The following is a 12,736-nucleotide window of genomic DNA, read 5'->3' on the forward strand; positions in this document are numbered from 1 at the left end:
GTCCTCAGCATCGCCCAAAGCCTGAACTACACGGTGATCCAGTGGGATACCGACTCCAGGGATTGGAAGAACATCGGCGTCGAGAAAATCGTCGATCGCGTCGTCTCCAAAGCCCATCCGGGAGATATCGTGCTGATGCACGCCAGCGATTCGGTGAAGCAAACCCATGAAGCGCTGCCTCTCATCATCAAGGAACTTCGCAATCAAGGCTACGAGTTCGTCACGGTCACCGATCTGCTTCAACAGGGCAGCACCCAAGGCACCGAGGTCCGCGATCACGCTTCATTGCAGAAGAGCATCGAAGACGCAGGCGGGCTATGACTCATGAAGACCCTTAACATTAAATAATGCTTAACAAAAAAAGAGCTAAGGCGTTAGCTCTTTTTTTCGTCTTGTGTAACTTTATGAAGCGTCAGAATCTGGTATGCATTACAGATCAGCAACGGTACAACCATAAAAATCGTGGCGTTGCTCACTCCGATTTGCAGCACGCCGATAATCTCTACGATGGAAATGGCCATCATGAAGAACAGCGTCGGGATCCATGCGTTGGCATTTGTGCTCTTTACTTTGAGGTAAGCAACGACAATGGCAATGACCAGTATGGAGATACCCAGAATCAAATCCTGCTGCAGGCTGGTGGATCCGCCGACAAACGTACGGAAGAACATCAGCTCCAGCAATGCCAGTACAGCCAACACAATCTGAATGTATTGCCAAGTCTTTCTTCGGAATATGCCAATCCCCATATAATTTAACGTCAGGTATGCAAAAAAGCCCATCTGGGAGTATACGCTCACCAGCGCCCCAGAGCCTAACAAAATCAGCGGGTATATCAATAAATCGGCCATTCCCGTGAACTCGATAGCGCCATTAAACAACTGCAGGATCAGACCTACGATCAATGCCGCCACTGCCCCGACGAGCAGCGTTTTCAAAAACAATTTGGACCACTTACGTAAGCTCAACTAACTTCCACCCCCACAGATCATTATTTTACCAACGTTCACAATAAAAAACCATTCTGAATCCGACATATTTCTGCAAATCCATCGCATACTATGCGAAGACCCGTAAGAAAAATGACAATCAATTTACTTTCACGAAAAGACAGACCGCATGCAGAAGGATTTTTCTTGCGAAAAAAGGAGGACAACGGTAATGAAGTGGCCGTTATTTCGTTTATGTATTATCGTCTTCGTTGCTGCCATGGTGCTTACCGCTTGTGGCGTAGAACAAAGCTCGTCCCCGCAGCTTGGCTATAAAGAAATCAAGTCTATGGTGGTCGACATTCTGAAAACCGACGAAGGCAAAAAAGCGGTGGAAGAAGCGCTAGGCGGCGGATCCGGCGGTTCCTCAGGCAGCGGAGGCTCAATGGGAATGCGGATGATGTCCGCCCAATCTGGCGATCAAATTCGGATGGCTGTTAAGGATACGCTGGTGTCGGATGAATATAAGAAGGAAATTGAGAAGATCATGACCGATCCGCAATTCGCCGGCGATTTTGCCAAAGCCATTAATTCCGAGAGCAAGCAGCTGCATATGCAGCTGATCAAGGACCCTACGTATCAAAAGGCTATTCAGGATATGTTAAAATCACCGGATGTGATGAAATCGTTTCTTGAATTGACCAATACGCCGGACTATCGCAAACAGTCCATGACCGTGATGCAGGAAGCTATGCAAAATCCGCTGTTCCGCATGGAGGTTCTGGAACTGCTCAAAACGGTCGTGAAAGATGAACTTCAGCCTAAAGTGGAAAAGAAAAAACAAGGCGAGGAAAAAGGCCAAGAAGAGCAAGGCGGCGGTGAAGGCGGCAGTGAAAGCGGCGGCGGTGAGGAAGGCGGCGGCGATGGCGGCGGCGGTTAAAGCATCCATTCCGAAAAATAGAACAAGCTCCCTGCAGAGGGAGCTTGTTTCGTCATATTATGACTGGTCTTAAACGGATCCTTCAAGCTTAGCCGCGATTCGTGAGGCGATCTCTTCGTAAATCGCTGCGCTCTCGGTCCCCGGTTTATAAACCGATGGCGAGAAATCCGGCTCCGAAGGGTGATTATCCGGGGCCCCCAACGGAAGCTGCGCGAGAAGCTCCGTATGAAGCGTCTCGGCAAGCTTGCCTCCGCCTCCACGACCGAACACATAATCCTTCTCTCCGCCATGGGAGCAGACATAATAGGACATGTTCTCGACGACGCCCAGAATTTCATGATCGGTCTGCAAGGCCATCGCACCCGCTCTGGCGGCAACAAACGCCGCCGTAGCATGCGGGGTGGTTACGATGATCTCTTTGCTCTGCGGAATCATCTGATGCACGTCCAGCGCCACGTCACCGGTTCCTGGCGGCAGATCAAGCAGCATGTAGTCCAAATCCCCCCAAGCGACATCGGTGAAAAATTGACGCAGCATTTTGCCAAGCATCGGTCCGCGCCAAATCACCGGACTGTTCTCACGGATGAAGAAGCCCATCGACATGACCTTGACGCCAAAGCGCTCAACCGGGTGAATGACGCCGTCTTCGGTTACGGAGGGCCCTTCCTCAATACCCATCATGTCCGGCACGCTGAATCCGTAAATATCCGCGTCGATCAGACCGACCCTCTTCCCTTGCCGGGCCAAAGCCGCGGCTAAATTCACCGTAACGGTGGATTTGCCGACGCCGCCTTTGCCGCTTGCGATCGCAATGAAATGAACGCCGGATTGTTCGCTTAGAAGCGTATTCTGCTCCATGCCGGCAGCATGCCCTTTTGTCAGCTTGTCGCGATCGTTGGCTTCCTCGCGGTTCGCTTGGTTTGAGGCATTGTCCAGGGGACGCATGCGGATATGAATATCCTCTGCCCCCATCGCCTCCAGAATTTCTCTGATCTGCGCTTCCAGGGAAGCGCGTACATCTTCGCTGCTGTACGTCACGGATAGTCGAACCGTGCGTTCCTTGACTACAATATCTCGAATACGCTGGAGCTCCATCAGGCTCTTCCCGGTTTCGGGATCACGTAAAGGCTGGAGTATCTCCTGTACCGTTTCTCTAGTCAGCATATAAGCACCTCTGCTCTATGTAATGGAATAGACAATGTTTCGATATTCGTGTCTATTATACCATTACTCTGCAGCTTGTGACGACTCGCTGGTGGACTCTCCGGAGGTATACCGCAAAATGCCGTTATACACGGAAGCTGCGACCTTCCTCTGGTATTTCTCGTCCCGAAGCAATTCGGATTCCTGCGGATGGGACAAGAAACCGACCTCGACCAGGGCGGATGGCATGCGCAGGGCTCGGAGCAAATATATCTTGTCGTCCGTTTTGGCCAGACGCTGCGTATTCTCCAGGTTATGCCTAATTTCAGCTTGGATCAATTCGGCAAGTTTCTTGCTGTCCTCGTTATTCGGCGGGAAAAAGGTCTGCGCGCCTCTCCACCGATTGGACGGAATGCTGTTCAGATGCATGCTGATAAACAGGTCGGCCTTGCTGTCCTCAATCATCCGCACGCGTTGTTTGAGATCTTCCGTTTTCCGCTTGGAATATCCCTTGGTGCTTTCCGCCGCCAGGTCGTAGTCTCCTTCTCTTGTCATAATGACAAGCGCGCCTGCCTGCTGCAAGTAATCACGTAGATACAAGGTGATGGCCAGGTTTACATCCTTCTCTATGACGCCTTGGCGGCTTACTGCTCCCCCGTCTGGCCCGCCATGGCCTGCATCAAGGGCAATGACTTTGCCGGCAAGCGGTAGGCTCCAGGTATTGGACGTTTTGGCAGAGGGGATTTCGTACGTCACTACGATAATGAGCAGTGCCAGTAGTACGGCACCAATCAGGGTTTGTTTGATTCTCTTCAACGATATCCATACCGTAACCTTGTCTGTTCTCCGCCTGGACATAACAAAACCACCTCGTCCCATGAGTTGTTCTACTCCATCATATGGGACAAGGCGGTTATTTATGCCTTCGTTATACCGTGATCTGCTCTTTCATGCCTTCGATCAGTACTTGCGCAACTTCCGGGCGCGTAAATTCCGGCGGCGGGCACTGCCCCTCGCGAAGCAAGCCGCGAACCTTCGTTCCCGACAAGGTCAGATGGTCCTCCTTAGGATGCGGGCATGTTTTGCTCGAGGCCATGTTTCCGCATGTTGTGCAGAAGAAGCTGTGCTCGAAGAACAGCGGGGTAATGCCTAGCTCTTCCGCAGTGAAATTCTTGAAAATTTCCTGTGCCTCATAAGTGCCGTAGTAGTCGCCGACTCCGGCGTGATCCCGGCCCACGATAAAATGAGTGCATCCATAATTTTTACGAACCATGGCATGGAATATGGCTTCCCTTGGGCCTGCATAACGCATGGCAGCCGGAAATACGCCCAGGAGGGTACGATCCGCGGGGTAATAGTTCTCCAGCAAGGTCAGGTAGCTCTTCATCCGCACGTTGGCAGGAACGTCATCCGATTTGGTCTCTCCCACGAGCGGATTGAGGAATAGCGCATCTACGATTTCCATTGCGCTTTTCTGAATGTACTCATGTGCACGGTGGACCGGATTTCGGGTCTGAAAGCCGACAACCGTATTCCAGCCCTTGGCTTTAAAATGTGCGCGTGTTTCTGCCGGATCAAAATAAAACTCGCCAAACCGTTCCGGTTGCGGACGATTCAATACTTGAATCGGACCTCCAACATACGTCGCAGGTCGTTCCAAAAGCTTTTTCACGCCTGGATGCTCCGGATCATCGGTCTTGAATACTTGTACAGCCTCGACTTGCTGATCGACCTGGTAGACACTCTCGACATCGATGACGCCATAAACGACGCCATCTTCTTCTCCTACAAGCGCCGCCTTCTCGCCGACTACGAGCTTCGCCGCCGTGTCTTCATCTACGGCCAGCGTGACCGGTATGCTCCACACCGTTCCGTCAGATAAACGCATATTGGAAACGACCGATTTGTAGTCCTGCTCGTTCAGAAATCCCTGCAATGGCGAAAATGCTCCGACCCCGATTAGATCCAAGTCCGAAATGCTCCAGGCGTTTACAGGGATCTTATGAAAGGTGTCAACCTGCTTCAACAAAGCTTCACGTTCTTCTCCTTGGGCTACCCGCTGTACCAGCGTACCGCCATGAGGGAGTATGGCTGTCATGAATAATTCCTCCTTCTTATGCTGCAACTGTGATAAGGCAAGTGGTTCTTATCTGTTTATTTATGAAGCCCGCACTCCGTCTTCTCATGCCCGGACCAGCGTCCTGCACGTGGATCTTCTCCCGGCATGACCTGCCGCGTGCAGTATTCGCAGCCAATGCTCGGATAATTCTGATCATGCAGCGGGTTGTAGATGATCTCGTTCGTGCGGATGTAATTCCACACATCCTCACTCGTCCAGCCCGCGATCGGATTAAACTTCACCAAACCGAACTTGGTATCATATTCAATCTTCTTCGAGTTCGCCCGGGTAGGGGCTTGATCTCTTCGTATGCCTGTGATCCAAGCCTCGTATTGAGACAGAATCCGGGTCAACGGCTCTACCTTGCGGATGTTGCAGCATTCGTTCGGGCTGACGCTCCATAATGCTTCGCCATGCTGAGCCGCTTGCTCTTCCGGCGTAATGAGCGGAGATACGCGCACAAATTCCAGCCCATAGCGTTCTGCCATACGATCCCGCGTTTCATATGTCTCCTTGAAATGAAAGTCGGTATCCAGATAAAAAATATCCGTCGACGGACTGATCTTCTGAATCATATCGACCAATACCACATCTTCTGCTCCAAAGCTGCAAGCAAACGTTATGTTAGGAAACGTCTTGATAGCATATTCGATGACTTCCTCAGCCGATGCGTGCTCAAGCTCTTCAGCCTGCACTCTGATCAGATCTTCTTTCTCCAGCAAATTCATGATTGGATGCCTCCCCCATTTTTCATTAATCCCGATAATCCTACTGAAATAATATGAATTAAATACAGTATAAAACATTCCTAATAAATGTCAACCATCAAATCGTTACCATAAAAAACGAAAAAACCCTTCCTGCGCAAGCAGGAAGGGGCTTCTCTCTATTCTATTTTCCAAACATTATGACAAGTCTTGGACCTTACTCCGATGCTACGGATACCTCTTTGGCTCTCATGCCTGCACCGGCACTTTTTCCTTCCGAATCCTCGGACTTGGGAGCCGATGCCTGATTCGTTGTCCGCAGCGGAATTTCCTTCAAGAAGAATACGAGCAGCAATGCGACCACAAGCACCAGCATCCCGGTAAGGAATACCATGGATAGCGTATTTCCGAGCGCATCGCGAATGCTGTCTATCATCTGCAGGAATAGTGGCTGCACATCTGCAGGAAGGCTTGCTTGCGTCTGTTCGATCAACGGCTTATTCATCAGCGTCTGCGGATTCGCGAACGATAGCATCTGCTGGGCCATCTGCGGATCCAAGGAGCTGAAGTCAGGCGCGCTCTCCGACTGAAGTGCATCCTTCAAATTCTTCGTCAGGTTATTCGACATAACCGTACCCATAACCGCGATACCGATCGTACCGCCAAGATTACGGAACAATTGGGAAGAAGCCGTCGCTACGCCAAGCTCTTTGTGCGATACCGCATTTTGCGTGGCCAGCGAGAATACCGGCATGCCCAAACCAAGACCGACACCGAAAATGATGGTACTGACCACGGTCAGCCACAGGTTATCCATGAATACCATGATACCCATGCCCACAATCATGATCGGTACGCCAAGCAGCGCGTAACGTTTGTACTTGCCGCTCTTCGCGATCAGCTGGCCCACGACGGCGCTCATTCCCATCATGAAGACCGACATCGGAATCGTTACATACCCGGCATAGGTAGGCGAAATGCCGAGTACGCCCTGCACGTAGAACGAGATGTAAATCATCGCGCCCATCAAACCGAAGTTCATAATGAATCCAATCAGATTGGAAACCGTAACGACGCTGTTCTTAAACAAACTCAGCGGCAAAACCGGTTCCTTGGCCTTTGTCTCAACAAATATAAAGATGATGGCCGATACGACCGAAGCCGCTATGAGACCGATAATCTCCGGCGATCCCCAAGGATATTCCGTACCTGCCCAAGAAAAGGCAAGCAGCAACGGAACGATGGCCGTTGTCAGGAATAAGGAGCCCAAATAATCGATGGATTGACCCGGTTTGCGTTCGACCTTAGGGAACAATGTCATGATCATGATAAAGGCAACGACGCCCAGCGGCAGGAAGATCCAGAATAACCAGCGCCATTCAATGTTATCGACCAGGTAACCGCCAAGCGTAGGACCCAGGACACTGGAAAAACCGAATACCGCCGTCATCAGGCCCATCCATTTACCACGTTCCCGCGGCGGGAATAAGTCCCCGACCGACATAAATGCCGTTGACTGGATAATGCCGGCACCGATACCTTGAATACCGCGATAAATGATAAACTGATACACGTCTGTCGAAGTACCCGTAAGGAAAGCCCCTAACATGAAAAACAATATACCTATCATTATAAACGGCTTACGTCCGAACATGTCGGACAGCTTGCCAACCAGTATGGTAGCGATCGTTGATGTTAACAAATAAATGTTGATGGTCCATGTATAATAATCCATGCCATCGAGAATGGCGATAATCCGCGGCATCGCGGTGCTTGTTATCGTCTGGTTAATGGCTGCGAAGAACATCGCAGCCATGATCGCGATCATAATCGAAACTTTACGTTTAAGCGTTAAATGCTCCATGCTCCACCTCTACCCGTTGTGATTGTTTTTATCTATGTTTGACAGCATCAAGGAGAAGATTCTTCTTAAATGCTGAATGTCTTCCTCTGAGAGGAAGTCGAAAAATCCCTGGATCATTTCTTTTTGGTCCTTCTTCACTTTCTTAATGATCTCAAGCCCCGGTTCCAATAGCGTGATGTTGACAACTCTGCGGTCATCCTCGGCACGTTCTTTCTGCAGATATCCTTCTGCAACCAATTTATCCGTCAGTCCGGTTATAGCCGGCGGCGTCAAAGACAAAACTTCAGCAAGCTCCGAGACCTTTAGAGGTCCTCTCATCTTTAACACATACAGCACCTGAAATTGAGGGAAACTTAAATTGTATTTCCCGGCGCTCGACTTGTTCCATTCTTGAGAAATGTTCTTCAGCAGCGCCCGGAACATCGACGACACCTTAAAAATCTCTTCATTGCGATCCAACCATATCACCCCTTACTGCTCCAAGAAATTACTTATCTAATTAATGATTAAATATTAATTATTTAAGTGCTTAATTAATTTGCAATTAATAATATATCTCTATTTACATATGAAGTCAAGTGGTTAACGATGTCAGATGATCATGCTCGGAAGCCAGCTTCATTCTTCATATCCTCAACCTGTGCACATGATGTGAACAACATGCCCCAAAACACGCGAACGTATCCCTAATGTGCTCACCATGATGTGCATATCTTTGTGGACAACCTGACTACAATTGTCTTGTCCACTTCCAACACAGTAGACAGACTTCGTGCAGAGGACGGTGTGTTGCCATAACCGGGAGACCTATGCTTCGAGAATTATGCTTTCAGACACCACAAAAAAGCCCTTGACCGTAATGGCCAAGGGCTTGGTAAATCGAATATTAACGTTTGGAGAACTGTGGCGCGCGACGAGCTGCTTTAAGACCATATTTCTTACGTTCTTTCATACGAGGGTCGCGAGTTAGGAATCCAGCTCTTTTCAGAGAAGGACGGAATTCAGGATCTGCTTTCAGAAGAGCACGGGAGATACCGTGACGGATTGCTCCAGCTTGACCGGAGATGCCGCCACCGTGAGCGATGACAAGCACGTCATATTTGCCCAGTGTTTCTGTCAGATTCAAAGGTTGTTTAACGATCAGTTTGAGTGTTTCCAAACCGAAATATTCATTGATATCACGTTTATTGATGACAATGCGTCCTTCACCCGGTACGAGGCGTACACGTGCTACCGAGTGCTTACGACGACCTGTCCCATAGTATTGTACTTGTGCCATGAAACTGTCCTCCTTTTTAATTAACCGCGAAGTTCGTAAACTTCTGGTTTTTGTGCTTCATGTGGATGTGCCGTGCCTGCGTATGCTTTCAGTCTCAGCTTCATTTTCTCGCCCATGCGAGTTTTAGGAAGCATGCCGTGAACCGCGCTTTCGATTACACGCTCTGGGAATTTAGCAATCAGGTCTTGAGCTGAAGTTACTTTCAATCCACCTGGATGCAGGGAGTGACGATAGTATTTCTTGTTCTCCATCTTTTTGCCAGTGAGGTGGATTTTCTCGGCGTTGATAACAACCACGAAATCCCCTGTGTCAACATGTGGAGTGAATTGAGGCTTATGTTTGCCGCGGATCAGAGCCGCAACTTCACTTGCCAAACGGCCAAGCGTTTTGCCTTCGGCATCAACGATGTACCATTTGCGCTCAACTTCATTTGGCTTCGCCATATAGGTGGTACGCATGTATAGTTCCTCCTTGTATTCGTCCGAAAATCATCATTAATTTTCATCATTTATCTTCGTTCATGTGTAAAGCATTTTCATGGTGTTGCTGTCTTGCTATTGGCATTCTCTTAACCGGGGCTGTGGGAGAGCCGTTAAGAAAACACAACTTATATAATACAGGATTACGCCCACTTCCGCAAGTGTTTTTTGCTTTTCTAGCTTACACCCTGCGGTTTGATTCAAACAAGCCGCCAAACGCATCCCGAACGCTTTCCGGTTCTTTGGGGAACAGCCGTCTGCGTGGCACGTATCGCGTCAGTCATTGCAGCTTCTCTTGGCCGGCGATATCGTAATCCACTTCCCATAACATCAAGCCCTTGCCCATCGCTGTGGGACCGGCTGCCGCCCGATTTTGGGCTTCCAATATGACCTTCATATCATCCGGATGGCGCTTGCCTTCCCCTACCTCAATCAACGTTCCCATAATGATCCGGACCATGTGCTGCAGAAACCCGTTCCCGGATATGAACGTATGAATGATTCCTTGATCTCTGGTGCCTGGGCGGCACATGGATGTATCCTTCTCGATCCAAGCATCAAAAATCGTACGGACATGGGACGGCTTCGTCGACTTTCGTGACGCAAACGTTGTAAAGTCATGCGTTCCGATCAGATGAGAAAGTCCCTGCTCCATCGCTGCGATATCCAGTTTTCCATGATGATGGATCTGGTACCGCCGGTTGAATAGATCCGGATATTGATTCGCATTGATGGTAAAACGATAGGTTTTGCGTTTCGCTGCATGGCGGGAATGGAATTCCATCGGTACCTCCATTGCATCCGAAACCACGATATCTTCCGGCAGCCAAGTGTTTAATGCCATGCACCAACGCTCCACGGGAATGGGGGAAGCCGTGTAAAAATTAAATACCTGGGCGCGGGCATGCACCCCGGCATCTGTCCGGCCGGAAGCCGTAATCTTGAGCTGCTCTCCGGACAAGCGGCGAATGGCTTCCTCCAAATAGTCCTGAATCGTGTGGCCACCGGGCTGGGTCTGAAAGCCGTTATAATCGGTACCGTCGTAACTGACCTTCATCAGAAGATTACGCATTGCTTGCCTCCTGCGTGCTTTCATCGAATGATTCCGAAACGAAACTTGCGATTTAGAATCTCATCAGCATCGCTGATAACTCATGAGTTCCATATCTATCAAAAAAAGAGCCCCATAGGAGCTCCTTTTCATCATGTTAAGCCGAACCCTTCGAGTCAGCCACATGACTAGAAGGTCCCCGTTATCGTAGCCCATGGAGTAGTCGAGACGAGTCGAACCAAATGATCGACTATATCTCGCACCACTTCCCGTTCATGGCCCCTAGAATAAACATCTGAAGAGCCGGGCATACATAACTTCAGTCACTTCAATGGAACAAAACGAAATTACGCGCGATCTACCAGTTCCAAATAAACCATTGGAGCTGCGTCACCACGACGAGGACCCAGTTTCAGGATACGCGTGTATCCGCCTGGACGCTCTACGTAGCGAGGAGCGATTTCGGAGAACAATTTTTGGATTGCATCTTGTTCACCGTCAACCGTTTCACGACGCACGAATGCAGCTACTTGACGACGAGCGTGCAGATCACCTTTTTTTGCTTTTGTGATCAGTCTCTCAGCGATCGAACGAACTTCTTTCGCTTTGGCTTCAGTCGTTTGAATACGCTCATATAAGAAAAGGTCGGTTACCAGGTCACGGAACAACGCTTTACGCGCACTGGAATCGCGGCCCAACTTTTGGTATGCCATGTGTTTTTCCCTCCTTTGCTAAGCTAAGCCGAATCTGTTATTCTTCCGTACGAAGTCCCAGGCCCAACTCTTCGAGCTTCTCTTGAACTTCCTCCAAGGATTTGCGTCCGAGGTTCCGGACTTTCATCATATCCTCTTCGGTTTTCGTAGTCAGCTCTTGTACCGTATTAATGCCGGCACGTTTCAAGCAGTTGTAGGAACGAACGGAAAGATCCAGCTCTTCGATCGTCATTTCAAGCACTTTTTCTTTCTTGTCTTCTTCTTTCTCGACCATGATCTCCGCATCCTTCGCTTCGTCGGTCAGACCCACGAAGAGGAACAGATGCTCAGTCAAGATTTTCGCGCCGAGACTAACGGCTTCTTCTGGGCGGATGCTGCCATCCGTCCAAATTTCAAGCGTCAGTTTGTCGTAGTTGGTTACTTGGCCAACACGCGTATTTTCCACGCCGTAGTTAACACGGCTAATCGGAGTGTAGATCGAATCGACGGGAATGACGCCGATAGGCTGGTCATCGCGTTTGTTCCGATCCGCCTGGACATAGCCACGACCGCGACTGGCAAAAATACGCATATGAAGTCTTGCACCAGGGCCCAGCGTCGCAATATGAAGATCCGGATTCAGAATCTCCACATCACTATCCGCACGGATGTCACCAGCAGTAACAACCCCTTCACCCTCCGCATCAATCTCGAACACTTTCTCTTCATCGGAATGAATTTTCAGAGACAAAGCTTTCAGGTTCAGGATGACCTCGGTCACGTCTTCCATGACACCCGGAATCGTGGAGAATTCATGAAGCACGCCATCGATTTGAATCGATGTGACGGCTGCACCCGGGAGTGAGGATAACAAGATGCGGCGAAGCGAGTTCCCCAGCGTCGTGCCATATCCTCTCTCTAGAGGCTCAACAACGAATTTCCCATAGGTTCCTTCTTCATTGACATCAACGGTCTCAATTTTCGGCTTTTCGATTTCAATCACGCAAGTACCCCTCCTTCAAACGTCGCTCCTATATGAAACTGTCATCTTATCCAGTAATCCATGTAGTAGTATGCCTAAACAACCATTATTAGCAGATTGCAACGGATTTATACCACATTAACAGGATGACTTCATTATACGCGACGACGTTTTGGTGGGCGGCATCCGTTATGTGGAATTGGTGTTACGTCTTTGATCAGGTTCACTTCGAGACCTGCTGCTTGCAGGGAACGAATTGCTGCTTCACGACCAGCACCAGGACCTTTAACCATGACTTCCACCGCTTTCATACCGTGTTCCATAGCCGCTTTGGCAGCTGTTTCAGCAGCCATTTGCGCAGCGAACGGGGTCGACTTACGGGAACCTTTAAATCCAAGGCCGCCGGAGCTTGCCCAAGAAATCGCGTTTCCGTGAGGATCCGTAATCGTTACGATTGTATTGTTGAACGTGGAGCGGATATGAGCCACGCCACTTTCAATATTTTTGCGGTCACGACGTTTAGTACGTACGACTTTTTTTGGTTTAGCCAT

General features: G+C 49.5%; 15 protein-coding genes (1 of these 15 running past the window's edge). 2 read left to right on the forward strand and 13 right to left on the reverse strand.

The window, feature by feature from the left end; genetic code table 11:
- Positions 1-321: the 3' portion of a polysaccharide deacetylase family sporulation protein PdaB gene (gene pdaB / locus AC3RCL_RS28625; protein ID WP_009589226.1), read on the forward strand. It extends 483 nt beyond the left edge of the window; the window shows 321 of its 804 coding nt (coding positions 484-804); the start codon falls outside the window, past its left edge; it ends in the stop codon at positions 319-321.
- Positions 322-374: 53 nt separating this feature from the next.
- On the opposite strand, the gene AC3RCL_RS28630 is transcribed toward pdaB, so the two are convergent.
- Positions 375-968, reverse strand: coding sequence for a KinB-signaling pathway activation protein (locus AC3RCL_RS28630; RefSeq protein WP_015737612.1), 594 nt, complete (start codon positions 966-968; stop codon positions 375-377).
- Positions 969-1,161: 193 nt separating this feature from the next.
- On the opposite strand from AC3RCL_RS28630, the gene gerD reads away from it, so the two are divergent.
- Positions 1,162-1,869 (forward strand): spore germination lipoprotein GerD, encoded by a 708-nt coding sequence (gene gerD, locus AC3RCL_RS28635; RefSeq protein ID WP_015737613.1) that lies wholly within the window; start codon positions 1,162-1,164, stop codon positions 1,867-1,869.
- Positions 1,870-1,938: 69 nt separating this feature from the next.
- On the opposite strand, the gene AC3RCL_RS28640 is transcribed toward gerD, so the two are convergent.
- The 12 genes from AC3RCL_RS28640 to rpsK form a co-directional block, all read right to left on the reverse strand.
- The gene (locus AC3RCL_RS28640; protein ID WP_015737614.1) at positions 1,939-3,033 is read right to left on the reverse strand and encodes an Mrp/NBP35 family ATP-binding protein; all 1,095 of its coding nucleotides are present in this window, start codon (positions 3,031-3,033) and stop codon (positions 1,939-1,941) included.
- A 63-nt stretch (positions 3,034-3,096) separates the two neighbouring features.
- Positions 3,097-3,870: an N-acetylmuramoyl-L-alanine amidase CwlD gene (gene cwlD, locus AC3RCL_RS28645; protein WP_015737615.1), complete on the reverse strand. Its 774-nt coding sequence runs from the start codon at positions 3,868-3,870 to the stop codon at positions 3,097-3,099.
- Positions 3,871-3,940: 70 nt separating this feature from the next.
- Positions 3,941-5,110, reverse strand: coding sequence for a sulfate adenylyltransferase (gene sat, locus AC3RCL_RS28650; protein WP_492533339.1), 1,170 nt, complete (start codon positions 5,108-5,110; stop codon positions 3,941-3,943).
- A gap of 56 nt (positions 5,111-5,166) precedes the next feature.
- A complete protein-coding gene (locus tag AC3RCL_RS28655; RefSeq protein WP_277747134.1) occupies positions 5,167-5,859 on the reverse strand; it encodes a phosphoadenylyl-sulfate reductase in 693 nt (230 codons plus the stop codon).
- Positions 5,860-6,055: 196 nt separating this feature from the next.
- On the reverse strand, positions 6,056-7,702 hold the full coding sequence (locus AC3RCL_RS28660) for a DHA2 family efflux MFS transporter permease subunit (RefSeq protein WP_096777169.1): 1,647 nt from the start codon (positions 7,700-7,702) through the stop codon (positions 6,056-6,058).
- Between the two features lie 9 nt (positions 7,703-7,711).
- Entirely contained in the window at positions 7,712-8,161 is a 450-nt protein-coding gene (locus AC3RCL_RS28665; RefSeq protein ID WP_096777170.1) for a MarR family winged helix-turn-helix transcriptional regulator, read from the reverse strand.
- A gap of 427 nt (positions 8,162-8,588) precedes the next feature.
- On the reverse strand, positions 8,589-8,981 hold the full coding sequence (gene rpsI / locus AC3RCL_RS28670; RefSeq protein WP_006212891.1) for a 30S ribosomal protein S9: 393 nt from the start codon (positions 8,979-8,981) through the stop codon (positions 8,589-8,591).
- A 20-nt stretch (positions 8,982-9,001) separates the two neighbouring features.
- Positions 9,002-9,439: a 50S ribosomal protein L13 gene (gene rplM / locus AC3RCL_RS28675; RefSeq protein WP_009589234.1), complete on the reverse strand. Its 438-nt coding sequence runs from the start codon at positions 9,437-9,439 to the stop codon at positions 9,002-9,004.
- 301 nt (positions 9,440-9,740) lie between these two features.
- A complete protein-coding gene (gene truA, locus AC3RCL_RS28680; protein ID WP_192570481.1) occupies positions 9,741-10,532 on the reverse strand; it encodes a tRNA pseudouridine(38-40) synthase TruA in 792 nt (263 codons plus the stop codon).
- Positions 10,533-10,858: 326 nt separating this feature from the next.
- Positions 10,859-11,224 carry a 50S ribosomal protein L17 gene (gene rplQ, locus AC3RCL_RS28685; protein WP_009589203.1) on the reverse strand — a complete coding sequence of 122 codons (366 nt, stop codon included), beginning with the start codon at positions 11,222-11,224 and terminating at the stop codon, positions 10,859-10,861.
- Positions 11,225-11,261: 37 nt separating this feature from the next.
- Complete coding sequence (locus tag AC3RCL_RS28690; RefSeq protein ID WP_006212895.1) at positions 11,262-12,206, reverse strand: DNA-directed RNA polymerase subunit alpha; 945 nt, start codon at positions 12,204-12,206, stop codon at positions 11,262-11,264.
- A 134-nt stretch (positions 12,207-12,340) separates the two neighbouring features.
- The gene (gene rpsK / locus AC3RCL_RS28695) at positions 12,341-12,736 is read right to left on the reverse strand and encodes a 30S ribosomal protein S11 (protein WP_009589209.1); all 396 of its coding nucleotides are present in this window, start codon (positions 12,734-12,736) and stop codon (positions 12,341-12,343) included.

The sequence above is a fragment of the Paenibacillus sp. MT86 genome (genome assembly GCF_058792535.1).